The sequence below is a fragment of the Alkalinema pantanalense CENA528 genome (assembly GCF_050753345.1).
Classification (GTDB): Bacteria; Cyanobacteriota; Cyanobacteriia; order Leptolyngbyales; family Leptolyngbyaceae; genus Alkalinema; species Alkalinema pantanalense.
The window spans coordinates 50,413-75,847 of the sequence record NZ_JBLZFX010000019.1 but is presented as its reverse complement, the minus strand read 5'-3'; the positions used below and the strand labels follow the sequence as shown (position 1 = coordinate 75,847).

Below are 25,435 nucleotides of genomic sequence, written 5' to 3'. Positions count from 1 at the left end.
CTCCTACTCCCCCACCCGTCCCACCGCCCAACCCATCTCCGTCACCCACCGCACCCTCGCTGGCATCCCCCTCTACATCGCCACGATCGACCTCCAAGATCCCGAAACCTTCCTCCACATCGGCCTTGCCAAAAACGCCAGCCAAGCCAACAGCGCCCGATCGACGAAAGGAGACGAAGCCTTCGTCCACCTCGTTCGCCGTAACCGTGCTGCCCTCACCCTCAGCGGCACCTTCTTCAGCATGGATCGCCAAAAGCGCGTCATGGGCAACATGGTTGCAGGCGGCCAATTCCTCAAATTCAGCCCCTGGGAAAACTACGGCACCACCCTGGGCCTGCGCGCTGGCAACCAACCGGAAATGATCACTGCCCGAGTCCAAGGTAAACCCCGCTGGCAAGACCATTGGTTCTCCCTGACCGCTGGCCCCCGCCTGCTTAGCCAAGGCAAACTCTGGATTAATCCTAAAAAAGAAGGCTTTACCGATCGGGCCGTTATGGGCAGCGCCATTCGATCGGCGATCGGCTTCCCAAAATCTGGCCACAAACTCCTACACGTCACCTTCCTCAAGCCCGTCTCCCTCAGACGGGAAGCGGAAATAATGCGCTACCTCGGCTGCTACGAAGCCATGAATTTAGACGGCGGGACTTCGTTAGCGATCGCCAAGGGAAACCGCATTCTCAAATCTCCCGGTCGCAACCTCACCAACGTCATCACCGTCTACGACGCCCACTTCCCCGCACCCAAGCACCTCAAAGTGTCCTGGTACGGCTTCCAAAATTCTGACATCCTCGCCTTGAAAGACACCTCTAATCCGCAATAGAAGGAAGATGCACCAATACTTTCAAAGTCCCCCCTATTTCTAGGGTGGCGACCCGTCAGCGCGGAGATTTAGGGGGATCGATCGCATCGCAACCACCCACCAATCAACAGCTACATCGGCAAGAGCACCATACTCAAACTTACCGTAGTCAAGTTAAACCACACAATCAAAGTCCCCCTTTTGTAGCTTTGCTTCCCGCAGGGTAGGGAGATTTAGGGGGATCAACCACATCGCAATCACCCACCCATTAATTACTACACCGGAAAATGCAACACATTCAAACTCAAAGTAATCAACGTTAAAAACAGAATAAACCCGATCGTATCTAACATCGTAGTCACCAATGGGCCACTGATTAACGCCGGATCAAGATTAAGTCGCTTAAAGCCGATCGGTAGCAACGTCCCCAAGGTCACCGCCACCAACGTATTTGTGGCCATTACTGCACCTGCAACGAGAGAAACCCACCGCTCCTCTGGCTTCGTCCAAATCAACGACAGCAACACCATCGTTGTGCCTAAGGACACCGCCGTGCCCAATCCAGCGAGTAGCTCTTTTTTCAAAATAATCAATGTATCTTCCGGCTCCACTTCGCCTAGGCCGATCGATCGAATCGTCACCGTCAGCGCTTGAATGCCCACCGTGCCTCCCGTATTGGAAAACAACGGCATAATGACCGCCAGCACTGGAACCTGCTGAATTGTACTTTGGAAGGGCGAGATCGAACTGGATGCACCAATATACAACGCCATAATTCCCAACAACCATGGCAAGCGATTTTTCAGCTTTTCTAATGGATGGGACAGCGAAGATTCATCCCCACTGGTGACCCCGGCAATCTTTTGGAAATCCTCCGTGGCTTCCTCTTCCAGGACATCCACCATGTCATCGATCGTCACAATGCCCACCAGTCGATCTTCCCGATCGACCACTGGAACCGCCAACAGGTCATAGCGCTTCATGATTTGCGCGGCTTCTTCCTGGGGGGTTTCCGTATGGACCTTGATCACGCGATCGCTCGATACATCCCGCACCAACGCATCCGGCAACGAAAACAACAACTGCCGTAACGAAACCACCCGCACCAATTTGCGGTTATTGTCCGTCACGTAGGCATAGTACACCGTTTCCTTATCGCGATCGTCAGCCCGAATCTTACTGAGCGCCTCCGCCACGGTCAACCCTTCCCGCAGCCGCACGTATTCTGTGGTCATTACCCGACCTGCGGTACCTTCGGGATAGCCCAAAATGGTAGCCGTCGCCTGCCGTTCACCGGGACTGAGCTGTTGAATCAGCCGCCGCACCACGCCAGCAGGTAACTCGTCAAACAGTTCCGCCCGATCGTCCGGTCGCATCCCTTCCAGGATTTGGCAAACCTGGGCATCATGGAGGGAACCAATCAGCGCCTCCTGCACCTCCGGTTCTAAATATTCAAAAACATCCGTGGCCTGATCCTTTTTCAGCAACCGAAAGGCGATCGCCCGCCGTTCCACGGGCAAATCCGTAATGTAATCCCCCACATCGACGGGGGGCAATTGATTCAACTCAAACTTAAGCTTATTCAAGTCGGTAATTCCCGACAGAGAAACACGGCCTTCCTGTGTCAGCATGTTTTACACCTCGATCTTCCCCGCGCTGGAAGACCCAAGGCTTCCAGAAACTACGGGATGCTATAACCTTCAGGGACTGGACTTCGGTCCATGGAAGTCTACAAATGCAACATCGGTAACTCTGGTAGATACCGCTATCCCCATGCTAACCCCGAAGGTCACGATGCACAATGTTCCGTAGAATACGCTAGCAATTTCTTACAGAACCCCATCTTGTGTAAAGATAGGTCGCGATCGTGAAAATCACGGTAGGGTATAGGTTACAGGGGACAGGGACGGTGGAATGCGCAATGAAATTATCTAGACGAGTTCCAAGCAATGATGAATTTTCTACAAGATTTTAAAAAAATATCCCTACAAATCCCGAAGCGATGGTCATTGACCGTCGTCCTCCTCGGGTTGCTAGTCGGCTGCGGAACAGGAACCCCGATCGCCCAGCAATCCCCCAGCGTCCCTGAGTCCTCCAGTCCCAGCGAATCGCCGAGCCCGGAACCCAGTACTTCGGCCAGTCCCGCTCCGGAACCCAGTCAGGCTCCTGCGGCTTCCATGGCACCAGCATCAACCCCAGCATCGCCTGCGGCCCCCGTGGGCACCATCCCCGTACAAATTTATCGCCCTGACAGTTCCTACGAGAATCTCATTCCCGTTAAAACTAATCTGCCCAAAGATCGGGCAATGGACGCAGCGATCGGGCAAATCATTCAAACCAGCAATTCTCCTGATTTCACCGTCGTGGGCTATCGCGTGCAAGTCCAGGGGGCAATCGCGACCATTGATCTACGCTTGGATCCAAAATCCTCACGACATTTTGAGTCCATGTCCAGTACAGAGCAAATGGCGCTGTTTGGTAGTCTGCGCAAAACCCTAACCAGTCATACTGCATGGGGTATTCAAGACGTGAAATTTACCGACGGTCAGTCCGAAATCGTACTTTAGAGTATTGTGCTTTAGCGTTTGGAGACCGCAGGGCAATGCTTGACATACCAGCGCCAGGGCAACTCTGTCCCTTGGGTTAACCCAATCCGCGTCGTTTGTACGAGTTCGATCGCCCCGGCTTCCCACTGCTGCTGCCAATTGGGCGATCGAGATTCTAACCAAAGGGGCTGCCCTGGTTCCAACTTAGTGCCGTAGAGATCAAGCGTGATATCCAGCGCTTTGCAGAGTTTGCCAGGGCCAGCCGCTACCCGATCGGGCTTTTCGCGGGGTCTTAATCGATCGGCGGGTACGGTTTCTAAATGCAGCGCCCGAATTAAGACTGCACTGGCAAAGTTCTCTCGATCGGTGACAATATTGAGGCAATGGTACATGCCATAGATTAGATAAACATAGACATACCCCGCAGGGCCAAACATAATGCGATTCCGGGCTGTTTGGCGACGATAGGCATGGCAGGCTGGATCCCCTTCTTGGTAGGCTTCAGTTTCTACAATTCGTCCCCGCAATTGCCGCCCATCGGGCAACTGCCGCACCAAAGTACAGCCCAGCAACTCCGGGGCCACTTCCACCACCGATCGATTGAGCCAGGTTGGCGTAATCACCTGTGGGTGTTCCTGCGGTGGGTGTTCCTGCGGTGGGTGTTTCTGGGAAGCGCCTTGAGATCCTTGCTGCACCATAAGCCAATCTCTCTAGAAACCGGGACTGGTGAACGATCGTAGCGTGAAACCTGTTCCGTCAACGGTGGTCAGAATGCGATCGGATCAGCCAGAACCCGGTTAATGGGGCTGATTAAGCGATCGTGTCCGATTTACGTCGCCGCCAGACGCCCAAGCCCAAGCCCACTAAACCGGGCAATAGGGCAGGGGTGGGAATCGCATTGGTGGGTTGGAAGGAAGCAAAACTGTAGCTTTCTCCATTCACCCCCCGCAGGGTTCCCTGTCCCAAGGCGTTGTAGAGGGTTGCCCCTGTCTTCACGAAGAAGAAGCGAGTGGTTTCCCCTGCGGCCAAGAGCAGCGCATTGGTTTGGGAATTGTCAAAATCAAAGGTCACTGTACTCCCATCTACCGATCGTGAAGCCGTCAATGGGTTAGGATTCCCCAAACCATCAATGCGGTAATCTACATCGGTGGTAAAGCCAGCAAAGGACGAGTGGGAAATTAAATCACCCAATCGGACATCAAAGGTGTTGTTATTGATAATGCGGTAGTAGAAATCCAGTGTTCCCGTTAAATTCGATCGAACGACCCGATCCTGCACAGCAACAGAAATGCCAGACCCCAGATTGACATTGCGGATCGTATCTTCCAGTACCAAACCAGCTAATTCTGGCCGAGCTGCAGCGGTAGTACCAACGGTTGGCACAGTGCCGCCCGCATTCAAATTAGCCGCTTGAGCTTGGGGGGGCGTGATCATCCAGCTACCGATCGACAAGCAGGCCAAAAGAACGGCCCGATGGCCTAAAGTCAAAGCAACTTGCTTCATAGTTCTTGTCCTAGTTACTGTCCTAAAAAATGGTTATTGCAATCGTGAAATGAACGGTAGATGAAGAGAGACGATCGCTCAGAAACCGATCGATTGACAAATAAGACCCAGCAACCATTTCAGAAATGCCATCATTCTGTCATGCAGCGGCACCCGCCTAGAGAATTGGACAACTGGGCTGACTCAGCAAATCACAAGTGATTGTTGCCTCTCTACGCAATCCTACTGACGGTATCGGGAAAATATGCAGGGAAGGAGAAAAGCTGGCAAAATATCATCGCAAAATATGATTGCAAACCATAACTATTGCAAACCATAACCAAAGTAATACAACATAAAAGCAACATGACTACATATCAGTATGACTACATATAAAGCCGCTGCCGTCGATCTGGGGCGAGACGGGTGAGAGATATAGACATCGAAGTTGCAGGAAAGCGCAAACTTTCTGAGGGAATCAGGTTAGGATGACTGATAGGGGAGGAAACCCATTGATTCCACCATGCTGCACTGGTTCCACCATGCTACATTGATTCCACCATGCTGCATTGAGCCAGATTTCACCTTGTCTGACTCCTGATTAGCAGAGATCCTTCTCCCTTGGTCAGAGAAGCCTATGGAAATGTCTAAAGTTGTTTTGCTGATTGATGATACGGCAGCAGATCGCCAACTCTGCCGGAGTTACCTACACCAAGACGATCGCTACCACTATGAATTTTTAGAAGCTGCATCGATTTCCCAAGGGAATGAACTGTATCACCTGTACCAACCCGATTTAGTGCTTTTAGACTTTGCGATGCCCGATGGTGATGGCATCGAAGTTCTCAATAGTTGGCGCAGAGAGTTTGGGACTTCTCCCCTACCCGTCATTGTACTCACGGGACAGGGGGACGAACGAGTGGCTGTACAAGCAATGAAAAGCGGTGCGCAAGACTATTTAGTGAAACGACTGGTAACACCGACCAAGCTCTGCCGCACCGCCCATCAAGTCCTAGAACGGATGGCGCTATTACGGAATCTCCAAACGGAAAATGATTATCAACATCTGTTAAATGAGATTGCTTTACGGGTGAGGCGATCGCTGAATCTGCAAGAAATTTTGACGACAACTGTGCAGGCAGTTCGACAAACCCTCAAAACCGATCGGGTCTTGATCTATCAATTTCAAGTAGATGGTAGTGGTCAGATCGTTGCGGAGGCTGTCCTACCCAACTATATCTCTTCGCTCAATGACTACATGACCGACACCTGCCTTCAAGCAAAGCATAATAGTTTTGATCCGCAGGAAACGACTAGCGCAATCACCGATATTTATCAAGCAGATCTCTCAGATTGCCATATTGCGATGCTGGAGCGCTTGCAAGTGCGGGCCAATTTGGTCGTGCCGATTTTAGTGGCTCAGGAAACCCTGGAGTCAGAAGAGGAGACTCTGAACCTCTCCACTATCTATCTCTGGGGTTTGTTAATTGTCCATCAGTGTGATCGACCTCGCCTCTGGCAGTCCTGGGAAATTGCATTGCTGGAACAACTGGCAACTCAAATGGCGATCGCCATTCGGCAGGCATTACTGGTGCAAAACTTACAAACTCTGAATACCCAGCTTGAGGCCACGGTTCAGCAGCGCACCCAGGAATTACAAGCAATTAACGACCAATTGATTCATACGAATGCCCAGTTATCCGCAGCCAATCGCCTCAAGGATGAATTCCTCGCGAACATGAGCCACGAGTTTCGCACCCCCCTTAATTCTATTTTGGGGATGGCAGAGGGTTTACTAGATGGCATTTTTGGGGCACTGGCCGATCGCCAGATGCATGCCGTTGTCACCATTACCCAGAGTGGTCAGCAACTGCTGGCTTTGGTAAATGACATTTTAGACTTGGCCATGATTGAAGCGGGGCACTTAACATTAACCCAAACTCCCGTCAATGTGCGTCAGATCTGTGAAACTAGCCTTGCAGCAGTTTGTGCCTTGGCTCACCAAAAGCAATTGCAACTGAGCTTAACGATTCCGACAGCAATTCCAACGATCGTAGCGGATGAACAACGGATTCAACAGGTGCTCGTAAGTTTACTGAACAACGCGGTGAAGTTTACGCCAGAGGGCGGCTCGATTGCTTTATCTATCGATTATTTCGAGGCATCACCTTCCTCTGGTTCCACTGGTTCAGACAGCAGGGTCTTGGATCTTCCGGAATGGGTGCAGGAACATGGGAGCTGGATTGAGTTTTCTGTCCAGGATAGTGGCATTGGCATTGCCCCAGAGAATATCCCAAAATTATTTCACTCCTTTGTCCAAATTGAGAGTGATTTGAGCCGACAGTATCCCGGAACGGGTTTGGGCTTAGCCTTGGTTAAACGAATTGTGGATCTCCATCAAGGGCAGGTGCAGGTGCAGAGCCAACTGGGGGTGGGGAGTCGTTTTATCGTCCGGATACCCCATCGGTTGAATATTATTCACTCAACGTTTTCCCCCACGTCTGCCCCAACGTCTTCCCCAACACTGTCTTCAACCCCTTTCTCAACCTCCTCCCCACTGTCTCCGGTGCTTGCCCAACCCCATCTGGCGACACTAGCCCCCCCAATACCAGAAATTCAAATTTTGCTCGTAGACGATCGTCCTGCTAGCATAGACACCATGACCAGTTACCTGGAAAGCCGGGGGTATCAAATCATGGCAGCGCAAAGTGGTGCAGCTGCGATCGAATTGACGCAATTGCAATCTCCTCAACTGATTTTGATACATCTGCGACGGTTGGATATGCAAACCCTGACAACGCTACATCAAATTCGCAGAGAGCCAAAATTGGCTCAGGTGCCAATGGTCGCCTTAGCGGATGTGCCGCCTTCCTATGACTTAATGAGTCCAGAACAGCTTCCTGTGGATGATTATTTAACCTTACCCATCCCCCTTAAACTCCTAGCTGAAAAAATCCAATCTCTTTTAATTTTGCCCAGGGAGCAACGTTTGAATGGATAGACAACCTTGCATTTTTGTTGTGGATGACGAACCTGACAACTTTGATGTAATTGAAACGCTTTTGTATCAAGAGGGATATCAGTTTCACTACGCCCAGAGTGGTCAACGCGCCCTCGATCGGCTGGACAATGTACAACCAGATGTGATCCTGCTGGATGTGATGATGCCACAGATGAACGGGATTGAAGTCTGTCGGCAGATCAAAGCTGATCCTAAATGGCATGCGGTTCCGATCGTGATGGTAACAGCGCTGACGTCCAAGGCGGATTTGGCGCGGTGCTTAGCGGCGGGTGCGGATGATTTTGTTAGCAAGCCCGTTAATAGTCTCGAACTGGCTGCACGGGTCAAGTCGATGCTCCGCATTAAGCAACAGTACGATCGGTTGCATCATATTTCGCAACTGCGCGAGGATATGACTTATACGATCGTCCATGATTTACGCAATCCTTTAGCCATCATTATGTTTGCAGGGGATGTGTTAGCGTCTGCAGGGTTGCCAGAATTCTTACAACGCAATGTTGTGCGGCTTAATGATGCGACCGATCGCTTAGCCAATCTGATTGACGATATGCTGCTGTTGGGCAAATGTGAGGCAGATAAGTTAGTGCTGACCCGTACGAAGGTCGATCTCGTAAAGATGACTCAGGACGCGCTTAAAGATTTTGCCCCCACCTTAGAAGCGAAGCAAATTACGCTCCATCAAGATCTACCGGATACTTCGATCGAATTATCGTTAGATGCGAGTTTGATGCGGCGTGTTTTGGATAATCTGCTGTCCAACGCCCTCAAGTTTTCCTATAAACAAGGTCGAATTTCAGCTAAGGTCGAATTGCAAGCCGATGAAGGGGTTCTGATCCATATTGCAGATACTGGATCGGGCGTTTCCCCGGAAAAGCGCCAAGCGATTTTTGAAAAATATGAAATTGGGGAATTGGTCATCGGAACTCGGCAATTGGGACTCGGACTTGCCTTTTGCAAAACGATCGTGGAAGCCCATGGTGGTAACATTTCTGTTGACGATAATATTCCCAATGGTGCCATTTTTAGTGTTTATTTACCCTATCGCTCTAACGAATCCAATAACGCCTAGAATGGAATCTAGATTGTATAGAAACGTTTTAAACAGCCACGATCGCAGAAAAACTAGAAGACTGGAAAGCGAATATCAAGATCCCAGTTTTGCCAAACCATCATGAATCATCCTAGTAAATTTTGTGCAATAGCCCCTCGCCTGCTCTGGAAGAGGAGTTGGGGGAGAGGGGGATTCGAGTTCTGTCAGGCAATCAGGGAAATTTAGTCCAATCGCTGCTTTTTTCTGGTTTTCGTGGAAAATCCCCCCCTTGAAATCTCACCCTATTTGCCAAGATTCCCTCACCTCAGTTGATAGGATCGCCCCTGACCCTGCACAATGGTTGCTACATTTCTTCATAACCGCGAGATCCATCCATGTTAGAAGCCTACCGTGCCCACGTCGCCGATCGTGCCGCTCTGGGCATCCCCCCCCTGCCCCTCAGCGCCGAACAAACCGCTGACCTGTGCGAACTGCTGAAAAATCCCCCCGCTGGTGAAGAAGATTTCCTCGTAGAACTGCTGCGCGATCGCATTCCCCCCGGCGTAGACCAAGCCGCCTACGTCAAAGCGGGATTCCTCACGGCGATCGCCCAAGGCGAAGCCAGCAGCCCCCTGATCAGCCCCATCTATGCCGTTGAATTGCTCGGCACCATGATGGGCGGCTACAACGTCAGCGCCCTGCTGGAACTGCTGAAGTCCGATGATGCCGCGATCGCCGAAGCCGCCACGATCGCCCTCAGCAAAACCCTGCTGGTCTACGATGCCTTCCACGACGTGCAGGAACTCGCCGCTAGCGGCCATGGCAACGCCCAACGGGTCATGCAAGCCTGGGCTGATGCGGAATGGTTCACCAGCCGCGCTACCCTACCGGAAGCCATCACCGTCACCGTCTTCAAAGTCCCTGGCGAAACCAATACCGACGACCTCTCTCCGGCAACCCACGCCACCACCCGCCCGGACATTCCCCTCCACGCCACCGCCATGCTGGAGACGCGCCTGCCCGGTTCTCTGGAGGTGATTGCGGAACTGAAGCAGAAAGGGCATCCCGTGGCCTACGTCGGTGATGTGGTCGGGACCGGATCGTCCCGCAAATCCGCCATCAACTCCGTCCTCTGGCACATGGGCGAAGACATCCCCTACGTCCCCAACAAGCGATCGGGCGGCTTCGTCATCGGCGGTAAAATTGCGCCCATCTTCTTCAACACCGCAGAGGACTCCGGCGCACTGCCGATCGAGTGTGATGTCTCCCAAATGAACACCGGGGATGTGATTACGATCTATCCCTACCAAGGCGAAGTGAAAAACGCCGCTGGAGAGACGATCGCCACCTTCAGCCTCAAACCCGACACGATTCTGGACGAAGTGCGCGCCGGAGGCCGGATTCCCCTCCTGATTGGCCGTACCCTTACCGACAAAGCCCGCACCGCCCTCGGTCTAACCCCCAGCGACCTATTTGTGCGGCCCCAAATGCCAGCGGATACGGGCAAAGGCTTCACCCTGGCCCAAAAAATGGTCGGCAAAGCTTGCGGTCTGCCCGGTGTGCGCCCTGGAACGTCCTGCGAACCCATGATGACCACCGTCGGCTCCCAGGACACCACCGGGCCAATGACGCGGGATGAACTGAAGGAACTGGCCTGCTTGGGCTTCAGCGCCGATCTCGTGATGCAAAGCTTCTGCCATACGGCGGCTTACCCCAAACCCGTGGATCTCAAGACCCATGCGGAATTGCCCGATTTCATCACCACGCGCGGCGGCGTTTCCCTGCGTCCCGGTGATGGCATTATCCACTCCTGGTTGAACCGGATGCTGCTGCCGGATACCGTGGGCACGGGGGGCGACTCCCATACCCGGTTCCCCCTAGGCATTTCCTTCCCCGCAGGCTCGGGTTTGGTGGCCTTTGCCGCAGCATTAGGAGCGATGCCCTTGGATATGCCGGAATCGGTGCTGGTGCGCTTTAAGGGCGAGTTGCAACCGGGGATTACGCTGCGGGATATCGTCAATGCGATTCCCTACGTGGCAATTCAACAGGGTAAATTAACGGTCGCTAAGGAGAATAAGCAAAACGTCTTCTCTGGCAGAATCATTGAGATGGAAGGCTTGCCCAATCTGAAGCTGGAACAGGCGTTTGAATTGACCGATGCGACGGCGGAACGATCGGCGGCTGGTTGTACGATCGCGCTCAGTACTGAAACCGTGAGTGAATATCTCCGTTCTAACGTTGCATTGCTGAAGAATATGGTGGCGCGGGGCTATGGTGATGCTCGTACTATTCTTCGCCGTGTTCGCAAAATGGAAGAATGGCTGGCTAATCCCGTGTTGCTCACAGCCGATGCTGATGCGGAGTATGCGGACATCATTGAAGTGGATTTGGATCAGATTAAGGAACCGATCGTGGCGGCTCCCAATGACCCGGATAATATCAAAACTCTGTCGGAAGTGGCGGGCGATCCGGTGCAGGAAGTGTTTATCGGTTCCTGCATGACCAACATTGGTCACTACCGCGCGGCGGCGAAGGTGTTGGAAGGCAAACCTGCGCTGGAAGGTGTGCGGTTGTGGATTGCGCCCCCAACGCGGATGGATGAAACCCAACTGCGCAAGGAAGGCATCTATGACACCTTTGAAGGCGTGCAGGCGCGGACGGAAGTACCCGGTTGCTCCCTCTGCATGGGCAACCAAGCACGGGTAGATGACAATACCACGGTGTTTTCCACCTCCACCCGCAACTTCAATAACCGCATGGGCAAGGGCGCACAGGTCTATCTCGGTTCCGCTGAGTTAGCTGCTGCCTGTGCGTTGTTGGGCAAGATTCCCACGATCGAGGAATACATGGCGATCGTCGGTGACAAACTCAATCCCCTGGCGGATGACCTCTATCGCTATCTCAACTTCGACCAAATTGCCGGATTTGAAGATGAGGGTCGCACGGTGTCCAAGGAAGAGGAAGCCAAGCTAGCCGCTAATGTCGGTTAACCACGGAAACTAGATTCCGCATCTAGACACAAGAAAGGGAGATAGAATAAAAGCTATCTCCCTTTTCAGTTGAATGACCCAGGAAAGCCATGTTAGTCAAAGAGCTTCATATTCGTGCTTTTCGTGGAATCGAGTCCTTAAACTTGGAATTTCGGCCTGGAGTCAATGTTTTCATTGGCGACAATGGTGTTGGTAAGTCTAGCATTCTAGACTGCTTAACTGTCCTTCTATGTATGTATATCAAAGAACTTAAAACCCTCTTTGAAATGCATAAAAAAAACAGAAAAAATTCTACATCTTCTATTAGTGCCAATGAAGGCACTTCAAATATTTTTCTCAGCAATATTGTAAGCAATAATATTAATATTTCATCTAGCTCTACAATAAATTTGCAAATTCAGAATTCTCAAAATAGATCAAATGACATTAAAAGTGGTTCAGATTCTTCAACTGTAGAAATCAAAGTTGGCTATAAGAAAGAAGATTTTCTGTGGTCTCAAACTATTAGGAAAACTGAGGGCGAACCATCTATTAAAAATGATAAGCAATATCTTGGCGCTCTTGTCGTTGAAATCATTGAGCCTTACTCACCTCAGATGAATATTCCTTTAGTAACTTACTACCCTGTAAATCGTGCTGTCCTGGATATTGTGTTAGAAACATCAGATACTAATCAAATTAGTCAAATGGAAGCATTTGATGAATCTTTGACAGGAGCACAGGCCGGGTTTAATGCCTTCTTTAGATGGTTTCGCAGTTTAGAAGATATAGAAAATGAAGAAAGGCGTGATGACTTCAATTATCGAGATTATCGCTTGGAAGCAGTCAGAAATGCGATTCCTCACTTTTTGCCAGGATTTACAAACTTAAGAGTGCGTCGTTCTCCCTTAAGAATGACAGTTGTAAAGCAAGGTGTTGAGTTAATTATTAATCAATTATCAGATGGCGAAAAATGCCTTTTAGCAATAGTAGGTGATCTTGCACGGAGATTAGCGATCGCGAATCCAGGACTTTCTGATCCTCTTCAAGGGTCTGGAATTGTCTTAATTGATGAAATTGAACTGCATCTTCATCCTCAATGGCAACGAGGAATTATCCCCAAGTTGACCAGCACCTTTCCTAACTGCCAATTTATTCTTTCCACTCATTCACCTCAAATTATCAGTGATGTCTATCCTGAATCCATATATGTGCTACAGCGTACAACACAAGGATTGATTGCCAGTCGCCCAACAAGTTCCTTTGGACGTGATAGTAATCAAATTTTGGAAGAGTTGATGGATGTTCCCGATCGGCCAGAACGATTTAAACAGGAGTTGCAAGCGCTATTTCGGTTGATTGATGAGGGCAATCTAGAAGCAGCCAAGCAGCTCAAAACCGAACTGGAACAACAAATCGGCATGGACGAACCCGAATTTGCCAAAGCCGATGTCATGATTCGACGGAAAGAGATTTTAGGACGATGAGATTTATCCAAAAACAACCTGAGCCTGCTGCATTCACCCTATGGAAACAGCAAGCCAACGCCGACTGGCAACCCACTTGGGACAACTTTCAAAAACCCGAAAAAGCGATCGTGCACCAAGCTCTCATTGCCGAGCAGGGTCACATTTGTTGCTACTGTGGGCAGCGCATCACCCCAGCCAACAGCCACATTGAGCACTTCCAACCCCGCCAGCGTTACCTTGAACTCCATCTGGATTACACCAACCTACTGGCCTCCTGTCCCGGCTATCCCGAAGCAGAAATCCCACAACCAAAACAACGCCATCGCCCTTTACAGGAATTCTGCGGACAGCAAAAAGGAGCATGGTACGACCCACAACGCACTGTCTCGCCCCTAAAAGCCGACTGCTCTACCTACTTCCGCTACACCGCATCCGGTGAAATTCTGCCGACTCAAGATGCCAGTAAAAAGGATGCAGCCCAAACCACGATCGAAAAGCTAGGACTGAACCACACCAAGTTAAACAATCTCCGCGAAGCCGCGATCGAAGGTGCCTTGGTAGACCTTGAGGCTTTAACGACTGAAGACATTCAAAAGCTGATCGAAGGCTACGATCGCCCCGATCAATCTGGTCAATACATCCCGTTCTGCACTGCTGTAATTTACACATTGCAGCAATTATGCACGAATTAACAATCTGGGCAATCGAACACATGTAAATTCAACTCCTGGGACAGCGCCTCACACACCTGCACCCCCCGCACACTGTTCCCCCGCACATCCAACGGCGGCGAAAAAATGCCAATCCCCATCTGATTCGGCACCACCCCAATAATCCCCCCAGAAACCCCACTCTTCGCCGGAAACCCCACCGTATAGGCCCACTCCCCCGCAAAGTTATACATCCCGCAGGTATACATCACACTCAACATATCCCGCACATAGCGCCGATCGACCGCCCGTTCCTGGGTCACTGGATTAATGCCCCGATTCGCCAACGTCGCCGCCATAATCGCTAAATCCTGGCAATTCACCAACACCGAACACTGCTGGAAATACAAATCTAACGACTCCTCGATCGGATCATCAATCATGCCGAAATTCCGCATCAGATGCGCCATCGCCCGATTGCGATGCCCCGTCATCCGTTCCGACAAAAACACCGACACATCAATAAACACATCACGCCCAACGTAGCGCTGAAACATCTCCAGCAACCGATTTAAACGATCGACTGGCGTTTTGCCCTTAATTAAACTCGTCGTCGCGATCGCCCCCGCATTCACCATCGGATTGTAAGGCCGCTTCGACGCCTCATCCAACACGATCGAATTAAAATCCTCACCCGTCGGCTCCACTCCCACCCGCGTCAACACATAATCCCGTCCATGCTCCTCCAACGCTAAGCCATAGCTAAACACCTTAGAAATCGACTGCACTGTAAATAAATGCTCATGGTCCCCAACTTGAAAAATCTCCCCCTGCGTCGTCACAATGCAAATACTAAACAGATCGGGATCAACCTTAGACAATTCCGGAATATAATCGGCAACCTGTCCATCCCGCAACGATTGATAACGTTGGTGCAACGTTTGGAGCAATTGAGATAGGCGATCGCAGTCAGTCATAAATTCAGCCGCTAAAGGGTTCAAGAACTGGCAACCTAAACAGCACCAAGCACACACAGAACCTAGTACACACCAGTCCTATCGCATCATAGAGCCAAGCCCCCAACTGCAACCGCTAGATTTTCTCGTGAAATCATGACCTTCCTGCCATTCTGCCGCGATCGACTCCTACGACAGACCGTCTAATGCCTGTCCATTTATTGCGACTTATTGCTAATTAATCCCCCCTATAGTCGGACTTTTCTAGCTCTAGACAAAATCAGCCAAGTTCTCCAACCAGCTACAATCAGCTCCCAAAGCCTTAGATTCTTCAATTTTTGCTCGATCGGGCGATCCCATACTCACTTCTTTAAACCCCTAGGTTTGGCAAAAAATGATAATGATTATATTATCTATCTGACCAACGATCGTTTTCCTAGATAGCCTCCTGCGATAATGCAGGGTATGCGATCTTTAGCTTGTTATCACCTGTTATCAATGGTGTGTGGGTAATTTTTCATGAACAAAAACCGACTCAATACCTTGCTTTGGCTGAGCCCTTGCCTTTTGGGGACTGGGCTGCTAATGACCGGATCGGCCCGTGCGGATGAAGTCCTGACAAACGATCTAGCGGCTAATCCCGCCATGGAGCAGGTTACGTCCGTTTCCCAACTGTCTGATGTCAAGCCGACGGATTGGGCCTTCCAAGCTTTGCAATCCCTGGTAGAACGCTACGGCTGCATCGCAGGCTATCCTGACAGAACCTATCGCGGCAACCGTGCCATGACCCGCTACGAGTTTGCAGCGGGCGTCAATGCTTGCATGGATCGGGTCAATGAACTGATCGCAGCGGCCACCGCTGATTTGGTCAAAAAAGAAGACCTAGCCACGCTACAAAAACTGCAAGAAGAATTTGCTGCCGAACTAGCCACCCTGCGCGGACGAGTAGACGCCTTGGAAGCTAAAACTGCAACGCTAGAAAAACAGCAATTCTCCACCACCACCAAACTTAGCGGCGAAGTGGTCGTGGGGCGCGGCAATGTCATGTTTGGGGAAAGCACCGGGTTGGATGCCTTGGGCGTCGCAGTACCCGGAGTGGAACCCAGCCGGAACTCCGTCGTGGGGTATCGCGCTCGCCTCAACCTCGACACCAGCTTCACCGGAAAAGACCTCCTCCGCACCCGGATTCAAGCAGGTAACCTCGGCTTTAGCCAAGATGCTACGGGCATTCCCGAAGGCTCCCTGCGGTTGTCCGCTGATTCTGGCAACAGTGCGGTGATCGATGCCCTGCTGTACCAATTCCCCTTGGGCGAAAAAACGACGGTGGTAGTAGAAGCCAACGCCGGAGCCGCAGACGACTTCACCGATACCCTCAATCCCTACCTAGACGGCGATGGCGGCAGTGGTGCCCTGTCCCACTTCGGCACCCGCAACCCCATTTACTACCTATTGGGTGGTACCGGGATTGCGGTCAAACATGAATTTAGTGAGCAGTTGGAACTGAGTGCAGGCTATCTCGCAGGCGATGCAGCTAATCCAGCTTCCGGCAGCGGCTTATTTAACGGGCCCTACGGCGCGATCGCTCAGTTGACCTTCAAGCCCAGCGAACAACTGAAAGTCGGTCTGACCTATGTACATTCCTACAAAACCACCTTTAACAGCGCAGGCAGCCCCACGGGGAGCTTGAATGCCAACCTGTTGGTGCCGACAGATAGCGATGGCGATTTGGTTAATGATACCTTTGATACCCTGGGTTCTCCGTTCTCTAGCAATTCCTTTGGCGTTGGTGCATCCTTCCAAATCAGCCCTAAAATTGTGCTGAACGGTTCCGTCGGCTACACCAAAACCCGCGTTCTGAAAGGCACTAGAGGCGATCTAGATATCTGGAATTGGATGGTGGGCTTAGCCTTCCCTGATCTGGGTAAAACAGGGGCAATGGCTGGCGTGATTGTGGGGATGGAACCCAAGGTGACGGGCACCAGTGCAGCGCTGAGTAATTTGCGCGATCGGGATACTTCGCTGCATGTGGAAGCGTTTTATCAATATCCCCTCAATGACAACATTGCCATCACCCCCGGCTTAATTTGGCTGACCTCTCCCAACCATGACAACCGCAATGATTCCATCCTAATTGGTACATTGCGGACGACGTTTACGTTCTAACGGATTCGATCGGATTCGTTCAACCTGAACCGCGCTAACCTGCTTGCATGATCCCGTGTAGGCAGGTTCATTGCTTAAATGCCCCGACTGTGGCACCCTATGAATGCTTTGCCGCAGGAAATCATTGCCCATGAATCGGTTCGTCACTCGCCACTCCCATCTAACCCGCCTTCCAGCTAGCCGATCGATCGGCTTACTCATGACAGGCTTGGGCTTAGTGAGTCTCTTCGTTAGTGGCTGTAGCGAAACCAAAGTCGATCGCTGCAATAAACTGGTCACCCTAGCCAACCAAGCTAGCCAAGACATTCAAGCCCTAGAAACCCAAAATTCAGCCCCTGCGGCTAAATTCCAAGCTGCTGCTGATATCCTCGATCGCGCTACAAAATCGATCCAAGCCCTGCAACTCAACGACCCGACCCTGCAAGGCTTTCAGCAGCAGTTAGTAGATTTGTACAGCCGCGATCGGGACAGTAATCGATCGCTCGTCAAACCCACCGATGCCCAAACCCTGCGACAGGCCACCACCCAACTGCAAGCGAATCATGCGGCGCAGACCAAGCTCGTGCAAGCCATCAACACCTATTGCCAAGCACCCTAGCCTCAGCGCCCTAGGACAAAATTTTCTACCGAGCCCCATGCATAATTTGCTCTAAAAGTAGGAATTTATTGCGAATCCTAACGTCTTTTGGAAGTTCTGAGCCCCAATGTCGAGGCTTGGGCAATAATGCATATGCTTAGGCAATCGGGTAGATAGAAAACTGGTGTCTAGAATCCATCCATTCACCTTCTAAAATTTGGAGATTATCAAGTCATGTATTCTTCTCGTCATTTGTTTGCCTTTACCGCGATCGCAGTCACTTTGGGTTCCCTGGCTGTGGGCTGTGATAGCAAAGTGTCCCAATGCAACAAATTGGTCAAAGTCACCAATGAAGCTACTACTGAACTGCAAGCCGCGAGCAAAGGTGGTGGCGATCAGATCGGCAAGATGAAGCAAATGACTGGCATTTTGGAGAAAAATATCCAAGCATTCCAAGCGGTTGAAGTGAAAGACGAGAAACTGAAAGGCTTCCAACAACGTTTCGTGGATCTCTACACCAAAACCCGTGATGCCAGCAAAAATCTCGTAGATGCTGCCGGTCGCAAGGACGTTAAAGCGATGCAAGCATCATTACAGTCAATGCAATCCTCCTCAAAGGACGAAACCAGCCTCATTAGCGAAATCAACGGCTATTGCCAAGCGAAGTAAGGCGACGATCGTTTCTATATCGTTATCTGGATGATTGCAGGGGGGGGAAATCATTCCCCCCTTTGTCAGTGATATATGCTGAATGATTTGTAGGCATTTATTGGCGACTGAATTTGGAGATTCCCCTGATGATTCAATTGCATTGTTGGTTGACCAGTACCGCGATCGCAGTCACTCTTAGCTTTCCTGCTGTTGCAGGTGACAGCAAACCGGATCACGGCAAACTGGATCAGTGTAACCAACTGATTACCATCACCAACACTGCTACAACTGAATTACAAGATACCAGTACCGCAAAGGGCGAAGCGGTTGAAACAATGAAGAAAATGGTGGAAATTTTGGATCGCAATGTCCAAAGCTTCAAAGGGATTTCCCTGAGCGATCCCCGACTCCAAGGATTTCAACAGCGGTTAGTTGGTCTCTACGCCAACACTCGGGACGCGGGGCTTATGCTGGTCAAGGCCGCAGAGCGCAAGGATGAAAAAGCGATGCAAGATGCATTAGTGATCCTGACAGCAGCCTCGGAAGAAGAATTGCCGTTGATCGATGATATAAATCGCTATTGCAATGCAAAGGAGGGTTTGAATTCCTGATTTTGCCAGCAAAAAGTTGGGTAATCCCCCCTGTTGCGGTTCCCCATTCGCGGTATAGTCGAACCAGAACATCTCAGCGAGGGAACACCAATGACCCGTGCCATCATGGAAACGGATAAAGGAACGATTAATCTAGAGCTTTTTGATGCGGATGCACCGAATACGGTCAAAAACTTCGTAGAACTTTCGGAAAAGGGGTTTTATGATGGTTTAGCATTCCATCGTGTGATTCCCAACTTTATGATTCAAGGTGGCTGCCCCAACACCCGTCCCGGCGAACGCGGCATGCCCGGAACCGGTGGCCCTGGCTACAAGATCAAGTGCGAAATCAATAAAAATCTCCATAAAGCTGGCACGTTGTCCATGGCCCATGCGGGTAAAGACACGGGTGGAAGCCAGTTCTTTATCTGCCATGCGCCCCAAGCTCACTTGGATGGTGTCCATACTGTTTTTGGTCAAACCAATGATATGGATGTTGTAAATGCCATTCGTCAGGGCGATCGTATTGTTAAAGTCACGATCGAAGCTTAAGTTAACCAGAACACCTTAAGTTAACTAGAACACCTTAAGTTAACCAGAACACCTTAAGTTAACCAGAACACATAGGTGAGCGATCGCGGTTGGGCATTATCCTTGCTGCGATCGCTTATTTTTTTGCAAATTGGGAATGTCTACAAATTAGGAACGCCTTCCTGCTCAAAAAAGTGGCCTAATAAATACAGCGAACCGCACAGCACCACCAATTCCTGAAACTGTGCCGTTTTTGTGGCTGCTTGTAACCCTTTTTGCACATCATCAAACACCCACACCCGCTCCAACCCAGGACAGACACTTTTTGCCAGCGTGACCAAGGCCGATAGATCCGCTGAACTGTGACCGGGAACCGGAACCAGATAGACCGAATCCCCCGATCGCAGCAGATGTTCAAACATGTCTTGGTGATTTTTGGTAGACAGCATCCCCATGACCCAATGAAGGTGGCGAATGGGTTGGCGATCGACAAAGGCTCTTAAATTCTTAGCACTATCAGGATTGTGTGCTCCATCGATTAGGATTTTATGGCCTTGCCAGGAATACCATTGCAGACGTCCTAGCCATTGGGTTTTAGCGATTCCCGTCGTAATTGCTTCGTCGGTAATTTCCCAACTGTCATGGCGGAGTAATAGCATTGCCGCGATCGCTAACGAGACATTATTGAGTTGCACTTCCCCCGGCAATGGCATCTCAAAGGTGAGGGTGCGAGGCACCAGGGCGACACCTTCATCATCAATTTCAAACCACTCAAATCCTTCATAGGCAGCCCATCCCTGGCCCAACGGCTGGGCTGGCGCGGGATAAAATGTTGGGCAATACAGCTCGTAGGCACGACGGGTAATGACCGCCGAGGCGGCTTCTGGCATTTTACCAATAATCGTTGGACAGTCTTTTTTCAGAATGCCTGCTTTTTCGGCGGCAATTTTTTCCAACGTATCGCCTAAGCGTTCGGTGTGTTCTAGGCTGATGGAGGTGATGATCGTCAGCAATGGCTCATCCACAACGTTGGTGGCATCCAAGCGTCCACCCAACCCCACTTCAATCACGGCAATATCCACTTCCTGCTCGGCAAAGTAGAGCCACATGGCTGCCGTAAAGATTTCAAATTGGGTGGGCTGGACGCCGATCGGAATGGCGGCCTTCACGGTTTGCAGCGTGTTCCACAAATCCGATGCCGCGATCGGTTTACCGTTAATGCAAATGCGTTCTGTCCAGCTCACTAAATGGGGTGAGGTGTAGCGGCCCACTCGATAACCGGCTTCCGCCAAGATGGAGGACAGGTAGGCACAGACCGAGCCTTTGCCATTGCTTCCGGCAACGTGAATAACGGGCATTTCATCCTGGGGATTGTCCAGCGCGTCCATCAGCGCTTGACTGGTTTCGAGTCCCAGATGAATGCCAAAGCGGGCAAAGGTTTGTAAAAAGGCGTCGATATTCAAGGTCAGTTCCTAACAAGCGTCCCTCTTCCAGTTTGCCTCAAAACGTTGCCCAGTGGTGGATTTAATTCCTGCGAAACGTTGCTGGGGTGAATTCAATTTGCGGCGGATTGGTAACTTTTAAGCCGATCGAGATTGGGCGGAGTGTTCTAAGGGAACAGCGCATAAATAAAATCCCAATTGGGTAGGGGTAGGAGAGTAAAAGGGTAGGAGGGTAGGGGAATGAAGAGGGGATATTATTTCTTTGCAAATCCCTAAAGCAATTTTGTAGGCGTTGCTTGCTCTGGATTCATGGTGATCATAGAGGCAGCTTTTTACGCATTGTTATTTAGTAATAACTTGATTACTTGTGCAGCTTCGATCGCGAACGTTGGCCCAAACCTTTAAGGATGTGGCGTAATGGCAAGAATGGTAATCACACCTACTCCAGGGCCGTAATACCAAAAAACACGAAAGGCTCCAGGAGGTTTATTTTCAACCAACGTACGCTTCAAAAACTTCTTCTTCATTGGGGCCGCTCAAAGAGTTATATTTATGCATTTTTAATCCCGGATGGCGCAGATTCGTTTCCATTAATGCCAGAGTTTTAAGGACTTTGCGATGTTTTTTTGGATCTAATACTTCAAGTTCTAATAAGGTTTGAGCAGCAATTTCGGTAAATTCAAGGCTAAAGTTTATATGTCATCGACTTCCAGATTCGCATATTGGCCGAAAGAGCCTAGCGATCGAGTCTGGCCTTGAGCTGCTTGCTTGATCCCAGTTTGAACCGCTGCGATCGCTTCAGGGTTTTGCCAGAGCCATTGTTCACGATCGTCAATCGGGTCGAGCAGCATTTGCCCATCGGCATTAATCAAAATTCGATAGCGTTTGGCGATGGCGTTTTTTCCGAGGTGAAGGGTGCCATCTTCAGCGATCGTGGCTTCGTGGAGCAGTTGGAAGTCTTGATTGACGATCATAGAGGCTTCTTCTATTAGGTCGAGACTATGCCCATTATAGCGGCCCCAACCAGATGGCCCAATCCCCGATAACTCTGCCAAAATAGAAATCACTGCCCTCAATCTTCTCTCCTATGCAAAAGCCCACAACGCAACAAGAGCTCCTTCGCCTGATTGACCAAGCGGCGGATGAACAATGGGAAGCGCTTGACCTGTCGGGGCTGGGGCTGACGGAACTGCCGAAGGAAATCGGGCGGCTGACGCAGTTGAAGCGGTTGATTAATTGAATGATGAGCCATCCAAGATAGTGATTATGGAAAGTAGCGATAGATTTCGCGCCGATGCAATACACGAGAGAATTGAATCGTTTCATTTTCAACCCAAAATCCCACTCGATAATTGCCAACACGAATTCGATAAGCGTTATTGTAGCCTTTCAGTTTTTTGATGTTTGGAATATCAGTCAGTCTTTCTGCGTTCAGAATCTCCTCAAACGTTAGTTGGTAAATTGCTGCGTAGACTGGGCTACCCCGTAGTTCTTTGAGGTCTTTGATGAAGGTTGCAAATATTAGACCTTCATGGTTGCTCAAGGGCTGCGATCGCGGCTTCACGAGTGAGCGGCACTTCATTTTGAGTGATGAGCATGGCTTGGTAGAGTCCAGCATCTTCCAAGGATTCCACTCGCTCCATTAGGGGTTCGGGAACGGTTTGCAGTTGGTCAAGCAACAGATTCAGTAACCAGAGCTTATCGACCTCTGGCAAGGTCACAATGGTTTGTTCGAGTGCCTGAAGCTGGCTAGGGGTGGCAGACATAGGCGAAATAGATGGCAAAATGGATGAAGATTTTATTCAATTATAGTGGGTTTCTCTGAACCGCCCCAGACCTCTAAAATTCTGCCAAAATAAAATTACCTGTCTACCACCCTCCCACTCCCTTTTTCTCCCATGCCAACCCCCATCATCCCCCAAGAACTCCTTCGCCTGATTGACCAAGCGGCGGATGAACAATGGGAAGAGCTTGACCTGTCGGGGAGGGGGAGATCGGAGTTACCGAAGGCGAATAGCTATTGCTTGTAGGACATGGCTTCTTGCAAAACCGCTTGAATAAAGGGCTTTTCGGAAGCAATGACATCTTGGGGGCGATGCTTATGGTGAGGAAAAGTTGGGAGATTTGGGAAATGGGGGTGTTATTGTAACGGAAAATCAGTTGACTTTGATGATCTTGATACTGATAACGATAATCTAACGTTGTTACTTGATTATCAATAATGACAATCGCCTCATTGATTTCTAGAAGGTAATTTTGGGAAGTTCTAAGCCGAATCCTTAAATTTGCCCGATCGAGTGTGAGAATTTCTTCGATGTAACGATCGACGTCAAGATTAGGATAGGCGAGAATAGCTTGCTCGATTTCGCTGAGGTATGCAGCTATTAACTCATGCGGCATTATGTAGTTTCTCTTCTAGCGATCGATGCAGTTCCCGATAATGCCGATAGTCATTGGCCCATTCAATCATCGGGGCTTCATCACCCAGAGTTCCCTGGCTATATTGCTCGAAAAACTCCTCTGAGTCCATGTGATACTGATTCTCGTAGAGGCTGAGGCGTTTGCTGACGGCGACCAGTGCGTCTAGAGGTGAGGTGTAGAGGATTGTCTGTTTTTGCATGGCAGTGTTGGGCATGCTGTGAACTCAATTGTTTCTCATTGTAGCGTCTCTGCAAAATTTTCCCAATCATGGAAATTTTGCCAAAATAAAACTACTTCTTCCCCTCCCACCCACCTACTCTCCCACCCGCACCATGTCTCAACCTACGACGCAACAAGAGCTACTTCGTCTGATTGACCAGGCGGCGGATGAACAATGGGAGAAACTTGACCTGTCGGGGATGGGGCTGACGGAACTGCCGAAGGAAATCGGGCGGTGGTTGGGAGTGAATCGGTGGGTAAGGTTATTATGAGAGAGGGCGAACTGTCAAAATGACTTCATGACTACATTGGGAGGAGCTATGGAGGAGATCGTTGCGAATTTAACCGCAGAAGACCAAAAAAAATTGGAATATATTCAACAGCAGACTAATCAAGATTTGCAAGTTGTACTGTCATTGGAGATCGATACCTATTATCAAATACTGCATCAATCTAGTGATCCATTAGCACGACTCAAAAAAAGCCCGTTGATTGGTAGTTTTCAAGGAGATGCAGATTTAGCAGAGCGTTCTGAAGACATCTTTTATGGGTTGATTGAGAAGAACTCGTGATTGTTGCAGATTGATTAATGACTAAACCAATTTTCAATGTCTAAATTCTGAAAGTATTGATAATCATTTACATTTCGGGTGACGAGAATTAATTGATTGGTTTGAGCGATCGCGGCAATTTGTCCATCAGCATAGGAAGGTGTTAGCCCGTTTGATATCAATCTTGTACGCTCTTGGGCAAACCATTCTGCTGCAATTTTTGTGTAAGGTAGAATCGGCAGCTTGTTTTTAACTTCATTGTAGAGATAGCTCTCGATCATTGTGCGACGCTGGGATAATGGCATTCGATAACATCCGACTAATAGTTCATGCCAAACAACTGCACCGATCGCAATTTGATGTTGATGTTCAAAAATTTTCTGAATTACATTTGGATGGGGTGAGGGGCGAATGGCTTCGGAAACGATATTGGTATCGAGCAAATATTTGAGGCTCATTCAAAAACAACCTCATTGCCTGTGAAGTCGCGATCGCGAATGTTAGCCCAGATTTCATCGGGATTAAGATCGATTTGATCGAGATTGTGTTGTTTGCGAAATTCTAGGAGGGCATCACCAAATCCGATCGGAGGATTAGGTTTGTTGTGTTGTTGTAAGTAACTTCTTAATGCTTCTTCGATAATTGCATCAAGGGATAATTCGGCTGAAGCGATCGCTTGAATGGCTTGTAGTAGCTCTGGGTCAAGGTTGACTGTTGTGGGCATGACGATCGATCCTAGAGGGCTAGAACAGGTCTATTATAGCGTTTTCGTCCTGGGGGCTTGTTGGTCTGGTCGTTTTACTACACAAGGATGGAACGATCGTCAGTTTCTCACGTTTCCATTTCCAAAAATTTTTGCCAAAATAAAACTACCTGTTCCCCACCCACCCACCTACTCTCCCACCCGCACCATGTCTCAACCCACGACGCAACGAGAGCTACTTCGCCTCATTGACCAGGCGGCGGATGAACAATGGGAGGAGCTTGACCTGTCGGGGATGGGGCTGACGGAACTGCCGAAGGAAATTGGGCGATTGACGGGGTTGAAGAAATTGGTATTGGGGAAAGTGGAGAAATGGGAATGGGAGGGTGAGAAGTATGTTCCCACAATCATCACAAATTCGATCGCAGCGCTTCCATCAGAATTGAAAATACTGGAAAACTTGGAAGAACTCGATCTGAGTGGTAATCCATTGCAGCGTTGGCCAGATATTTTATTCCAACTCAATCCATTAAACGTTCTTCGCTGTGTTAGCTGCGGTTTTTCGGAGATCCCGGCGGAGATCGGCCAACTCACCAATCTGACGCACCTTTACCTCGATAACAACCAAATCAGCGAAATCCCGGCGGTGCTCGGCCAACTCACC

General features: G+C 49.9%; 28 protein-coding genes. 16 read left to right on the top strand and 12 right to left on the bottom strand.

What is annotated here, in order from left to right; translation table 11 throughout:
• A partial coding sequence (locus ACN4EG_RS08785) for a phosphodiester glycosidase family protein (RefSeq protein WP_431628968.1) occupies positions 1 to 820 on the top strand: 820 nt, incomplete at its 5' end.
• 254 nt (positions 821 to 1,074) lie between these two features.
• Here the strand turns inward: ACN4EG_RS08785 and mgtE are convergent.
• Positions 1,075 to 2,430: a magnesium transporter gene (gene mgtE, locus ACN4EG_RS08780; protein WP_431628967.1), complete on the bottom strand. Its 1,356-nt coding sequence runs from the start codon at positions 2,428 to 2,430 to the stop codon at positions 1,075 to 1,077.
• Between the two features lie 318 nt (positions 2,431 to 2,748).
• Between mgtE and ACN4EG_RS08775 the strand changes: the two genes are divergently transcribed.
• Positions 2,749 to 3,366, top strand: a complete 618-nt coding sequence (locus tag ACN4EG_RS08775; RefSeq protein WP_431628966.1) for a GerMN domain-containing protein — start codon at positions 2,749 to 2,751, stop codon at positions 3,364 to 3,366.
• 11 nt (positions 3,367 to 3,377) lie between these two features.
• Here ACN4EG_RS08775 and ACN4EG_RS08770 read toward each other — a convergent pair whose 3' ends face one another.
• Together ACN4EG_RS08770 and ACN4EG_RS08765 are read right to left on the bottom strand one after the other, a co-directional pair.
• A complete protein-coding gene (locus tag ACN4EG_RS08770) occupies positions 3,378 to 4,043 on the bottom strand; it encodes a DNA-3-methyladenine glycosylase (RefSeq protein ID WP_431628965.1) in 666 nt (221 codons plus the stop codon).
• Positions 4,044 to 4,155: 112 nt separating this feature from the next.
• The gene (locus ACN4EG_RS08765) at positions 4,156 to 4,848 is read right to left on the bottom strand and encodes a PTPA-CTERM sorting domain-containing protein (protein WP_431628964.1); all 693 of its coding nucleotides are present in this window, start codon (positions 4,846 to 4,848) and stop codon (positions 4,156 to 4,158) included.
• Between the two features lie 622 nt (positions 4,849 to 5,470).
• Between ACN4EG_RS08765 and ACN4EG_RS08760 the strand changes: the two genes are divergently transcribed.
• From ACN4EG_RS08760 to ACN4EG_RS08740, 5 genes are all read left to right on the top strand, one after another.
• Complete coding sequence (locus tag ACN4EG_RS08760; protein ID WP_431628963.1) at positions 5,471 to 7,828, top strand: response regulator; 2,358 nt, start codon at positions 5,471 to 5,473, stop codon at positions 7,826 to 7,828.
• The gene (locus ACN4EG_RS08755; protein ID WP_431628962.1) at positions 7,821 to 8,918 is read left to right on the top strand and encodes a hybrid sensor histidine kinase/response regulator; all 1,098 of its coding nucleotides are present in this window, start codon (positions 7,821 to 7,823) and stop codon (positions 8,916 to 8,918) included. Before ACN4EG_RS08760 ends, ACN4EG_RS08755 begins: the two co-directional genes overlap by 8 nt.
• A gap of 356 nt (positions 8,919 to 9,274) precedes the next feature.
• A complete protein-coding gene (acnB, locus tag ACN4EG_RS08750) occupies positions 9,275 to 11,869 on the top strand; it encodes a bifunctional aconitate hydratase 2/2-methylisocitrate dehydratase (protein ID WP_431628961.1) in 2,595 nt (864 codons plus the stop codon).
• 89 nt (positions 11,870 to 11,958) lie between these two features.
• Positions 11,959 to 13,335: an AAA family ATPase gene (locus tag ACN4EG_RS08745; RefSeq protein WP_431628960.1), complete on the top strand. Its 1,377-nt coding sequence runs from the start codon at positions 11,959 to 11,961 to the stop codon at positions 13,333 to 13,335.
• Positions 13,332 to 14,009 carry a retron system putative HNH endonuclease gene (locus tag ACN4EG_RS08740; protein WP_431628959.1) on the top strand — a complete coding sequence of 226 codons (678 nt, stop codon included), beginning with the start codon at positions 13,332 to 13,334 and terminating at the stop codon, positions 14,007 to 14,009. The genes ACN4EG_RS08745 and ACN4EG_RS08740 overlap by 4 nt, the downstream gene beginning before the upstream one ends.
• Here the strand turns inward: ACN4EG_RS08740 and glsA are convergent.
• Entirely contained in the window at positions 14,006 to 14,944 is a 939-nt protein-coding gene (glsA, locus tag ACN4EG_RS08735; protein ID WP_431628958.1) for a glutaminase A, read from the bottom strand. The genes ACN4EG_RS08740 and glsA overlap by 4 nt on opposite strands.
• A 498-nt stretch (positions 14,945 to 15,442) precedes the next feature.
• On the opposite strand from glsA, the gene ACN4EG_RS08730 reads away from it, so the two are divergent.
• The 5 genes from ACN4EG_RS08730 (at position 15,443) to ACN4EG_RS08710 (ending at position 19,456) form a co-directional block, all read left to right on the top strand.
• Complete coding sequence (locus ACN4EG_RS08730; protein ID WP_431628957.1) at positions 15,443 to 17,086, top strand: iron uptake porin; 1,644 nt, start codon at positions 15,443 to 15,445, stop codon at positions 17,084 to 17,086.
• 130 nt (positions 17,087 to 17,216) lie between these two features.
• On the top strand, positions 17,217 to 17,684 hold the full coding sequence (locus tag ACN4EG_RS08725) for a hypothetical protein (protein WP_431628956.1): 468 nt from the start codon (positions 17,217 to 17,219) through the stop codon (positions 17,682 to 17,684).
• A 213-nt stretch (positions 17,685 to 17,897) separates the two neighbouring features.
• Entirely contained in the window at positions 17,898 to 18,332 is a 435-nt protein-coding gene (locus tag ACN4EG_RS08720; RefSeq protein ID WP_431628955.1) for a hypothetical protein, read from the top strand.
• A gap of 128 nt (positions 18,333 to 18,460) precedes the next feature.
• Positions 18,461 to 18,925: a hypothetical protein gene (locus tag ACN4EG_RS08715; RefSeq protein ID WP_431628954.1), complete on the top strand. Its 465-nt coding sequence runs from the start codon at positions 18,461 to 18,463 to the stop codon at positions 18,923 to 18,925.
• Between the two features lie 90 nt (positions 18,926 to 19,015).
• The gene (locus ACN4EG_RS08710; protein WP_431628953.1) at positions 19,016 to 19,456 is read left to right on the top strand and encodes a peptidylprolyl isomerase; all 441 of its coding nucleotides are present in this window, start codon (positions 19,016 to 19,018) and stop codon (positions 19,454 to 19,456) included.
• 140 nt (positions 19,457 to 19,596) lie between these two features.
• On the opposite strand, the gene ACN4EG_RS08705 is transcribed toward ACN4EG_RS08710, so the two are convergent.
• Together ACN4EG_RS08705 and ACN4EG_RS08700 are read right to left on the bottom strand one after the other, a co-directional pair.
• On the bottom strand, positions 19,597 to 20,898 hold the full coding sequence (locus ACN4EG_RS08705; protein ID WP_431628952.1) for a bifunctional folylpolyglutamate synthase/dihydrofolate synthase: 1,302 nt from the start codon (positions 20,896 to 20,898) through the stop codon (positions 19,597 to 19,599).
• Between the two features lie 671 nt (positions 20,899 to 21,569).
• Positions 21,570 to 21,944, bottom strand: coding sequence for a hypothetical protein (locus ACN4EG_RS08700; RefSeq protein ID WP_431628951.1), 375 nt, complete (start codon positions 21,942 to 21,944; stop codon positions 21,570 to 21,572).
• A 20-nt stretch (positions 21,945 to 21,964) separates the two neighbouring features.
• On the opposite strand from ACN4EG_RS08700, the gene ACN4EG_RS08695 reads away from it, so the two are divergent.
• Positions 21,965 to 22,117, top strand: coding sequence for a hypothetical protein (locus ACN4EG_RS08695; protein WP_431628950.1), 153 nt, complete (start codon positions 21,965 to 21,967; stop codon positions 22,115 to 22,117).
• 24 nt (positions 22,118 to 22,141) lie between these two features.
• Here the strand turns inward: ACN4EG_RS08695 and ACN4EG_RS08690 are convergent, their stop codons facing one another.
• From ACN4EG_RS08690 to tumA, 4 genes are all read right to left on the bottom strand, one after another.
• The gene (locus ACN4EG_RS08690; protein ID WP_431628949.1) at positions 22,142 to 22,459 is read right to left on the bottom strand and encodes a type II toxin-antitoxin system RelE family toxin; all 318 of its coding nucleotides are present in this window, start codon (positions 22,457 to 22,459) and stop codon (positions 22,142 to 22,144) included.
• The gene (locus ACN4EG_RS08685) at positions 22,407 to 22,643 is read right to left on the bottom strand and encodes a hypothetical protein (RefSeq protein WP_431628948.1); all 237 of its coding nucleotides are present in this window, start codon (positions 22,641 to 22,643) and stop codon (positions 22,407 to 22,409) included. The genes ACN4EG_RS08690 and ACN4EG_RS08685 overlap by 53 nt, the downstream gene beginning before the upstream one ends.
• A 145-nt stretch (positions 22,644 to 22,788) precedes the next feature.
• Positions 22,789 to 23,277 (bottom strand): toxin TumE, encoded by a 489-nt coding sequence (gene tumE, locus ACN4EG_RS08680; RefSeq protein WP_431628947.1) that lies wholly within the window; start codon positions 23,275 to 23,277, stop codon positions 22,789 to 22,791.
• Complete coding sequence (gene tumA, locus ACN4EG_RS08675; protein WP_431628946.1) at positions 23,267 to 23,512, bottom strand: antitoxin TumA; 246 nt, start codon at positions 23,510 to 23,512, stop codon at positions 23,267 to 23,269. The genes tumE and tumA overlap by 11 nt, the downstream gene beginning before the upstream one ends.
• A 118-nt stretch (positions 23,513 to 23,630) precedes the next feature.
• Here tumA and ACN4EG_RS08670 point away from each other — a divergent pair, with 118 nt between their 5' ends.
• Together ACN4EG_RS08670 and ACN4EG_RS08665 are read left to right on the top strand one after the other, a co-directional pair.
• A complete protein-coding gene (locus ACN4EG_RS08670; RefSeq protein ID WP_431628945.1) occupies positions 23,631 to 23,789 on the top strand; it encodes a hypothetical protein in 159 nt (52 codons plus the stop codon).
• Between the two features lie 27 nt (positions 23,790 to 23,816).
• The gene (locus tag ACN4EG_RS08665) at positions 23,817 to 24,089 is read left to right on the top strand and encodes a hypothetical protein (protein WP_431628944.1); all 273 of its coding nucleotides are present in this window, start codon (positions 23,817 to 23,819) and stop codon (positions 24,087 to 24,089) included.
• A gap of 14 nt (positions 24,090 to 24,103) precedes the next feature.
• Here the strand turns inward: ACN4EG_RS08665 and ACN4EG_RS08660 are convergent, their stop codons facing one another.
• Positions 24,104 to 24,511 (bottom strand): type II toxin-antitoxin system VapC family toxin, encoded by a 408-nt coding sequence (locus ACN4EG_RS08660; RefSeq protein ID WP_431628943.1) that lies wholly within the window; start codon positions 24,509 to 24,511, stop codon positions 24,104 to 24,106.
• A gap of 11 nt (positions 24,512 to 24,522) precedes the next feature.
• On the bottom strand, positions 24,523 to 24,792 hold the full coding sequence (locus tag ACN4EG_RS08655) for a hypothetical protein (protein ID WP_431628942.1): 270 nt from the start codon (positions 24,790 to 24,792) through the stop codon (positions 24,523 to 24,525).
• Between ACN4EG_RS08655 and ACN4EG_RS08650 the strand changes: the two genes are divergently transcribed.
• On the top strand, positions 24,791 to 25,435 hold a 645-nt coding region (locus ACN4EG_RS08650), incomplete at its 3' end, for a leucine-rich repeat domain-containing protein (RefSeq protein WP_431628941.1). The two genes, ACN4EG_RS08655 and ACN4EG_RS08650, sit on opposite strands and share 2 nt — an antisense overlap.

Bases quoted from the DNA above. Each gene is read 5' to 3' on its own strand.
- ACN4EG_RS08685 (WP_431628948.1), bottom strand. From the start codon at position 22,643: ATGTCTGCCACCCCTAGCCAGCTTCAGGCACTCGAACAAACCATTGTG.
- tumA (WP_431628946.1), bottom strand. From the start codon at position 23,512: ATGCCCAACACTGCCATGCAAAAACAGACAATCCTCTACACCTCACCT.
- ACN4EG_RS08690 (WP_431628949.1), bottom strand. From the start codon at position 22,459: ATGAAGTGCCGCTCACTCGTGAAGCCGCGATCGCAGCCCTTGAGCAAC.
- ACN4EG_RS08695 (WP_431628950.1), top strand. From the start codon at position 21,965: ATGCAAAAGCCCACAACGCAACAAGAGCTCCTTCGCCTGATTGACCAA.
- ACN4EG_RS08760 (WP_431628963.1), top strand. From the start codon at position 5,471: ATGTCTAAAGTTGTTTTGCTGATTGATGATACGGCAGCAGATCGCCAA.
- ACN4EG_RS08720 (WP_431628955.1), top strand. From the start codon at position 17,898: ATGTATTCTTCTCGTCATTTGTTTGCCTTTACCGCGATCGCAGTCACT.
- ACN4EG_RS08745 (WP_431628960.1), top strand. From the start codon at position 11,959: ATGTTAGTCAAAGAGCTTCATATTCGTGCTTTTCGTGGAATCGAGTCC.
- glsA (WP_431628958.1), bottom strand. From the start codon at position 14,944: ATGACTGACTGCGATCGCCTATCTCAATTGCTCCAAACGTTGCACCAA.
- ACN4EG_RS08755 (WP_431628962.1), top strand. From the start codon at position 7,821: ATGGATAGACAACCTTGCATTTTTGTTGTGGATGACGAACCTGACAAC.
- ACN4EG_RS08765 (WP_431628964.1), bottom strand. From the start codon at position 4,848: ATGAAGCAAGTTGCTTTGACTTTAGGCCATCGGGCCGTTCTTTTGGCC.
- ACN4EG_RS08670 (WP_431628945.1), top strand. From the start codon at position 23,631: ATGTCTCAACCTACGACGCAACAAGAGCTACTTCGTCTGATTGACCAG.
- ACN4EG_RS08730 (WP_431628957.1), top strand. From the start codon at position 15,443: ATGAACAAAAACCGACTCAATACCTTGCTTTGGCTGAGCCCTTGCCTT.
- ACN4EG_RS08740 (WP_431628959.1), top strand. From the start codon at position 13,332: ATGAGATTTATCCAAAAACAACCTGAGCCTGCTGCATTCACCCTATGG.
- ACN4EG_RS08710 (WP_431628953.1), top strand. From the start codon at position 19,016: ATGACCCGTGCCATCATGGAAACGGATAAAGGAACGATTAATCTAGAG.
- acnB (WP_431628961.1), top strand. From the start codon at position 9,275: ATGTTAGAAGCCTACCGTGCCCACGTCGCCGATCGTGCCGCTCTGGGC.
- ACN4EG_RS08770 (WP_431628965.1), bottom strand. From the start codon at position 4,043: ATGGTGCAGCAAGGATCTCAAGGCGCTTCCCAGAAACACCCACCGCAG.
- ACN4EG_RS08715 (WP_431628954.1), top strand. From the start codon at position 18,461: ATGATTCAATTGCATTGTTGGTTGACCAGTACCGCGATCGCAGTCACT.
- ACN4EG_RS08665 (WP_431628944.1), top strand. From the start codon at position 23,817: ATGACTACATTGGGAGGAGCTATGGAGGAGATCGTTGCGAATTTAACC.
- ACN4EG_RS08655 (WP_431628942.1), bottom strand. From the start codon at position 24,792: ATGCCCACAACAGTCAACCTTGACCCAGAGCTACTACAAGCCATTCAA.
- ACN4EG_RS08775 (WP_431628966.1), top strand. From the start codon at position 2,749: ATGATGAATTTTCTACAAGATTTTAAAAAAATATCCCTACAAATCCCG.
- ACN4EG_RS08725 (WP_431628956.1), top strand. From the start codon at position 17,217: ATGAATCGGTTCGTCACTCGCCACTCCCATCTAACCCGCCTTCCAGCT.
- tumE (WP_431628947.1), bottom strand. From the start codon at position 23,277: ATGCCGCATGAGTTAATAGCTGCATACCTCAGCGAAATCGAGCAAGCT.
- mgtE (WP_431628967.1), bottom strand. From the start codon at position 2,430: ATGCTGACACAGGAAGGCCGTGTTTCTCTGTCGGGAATTACCGACTTG.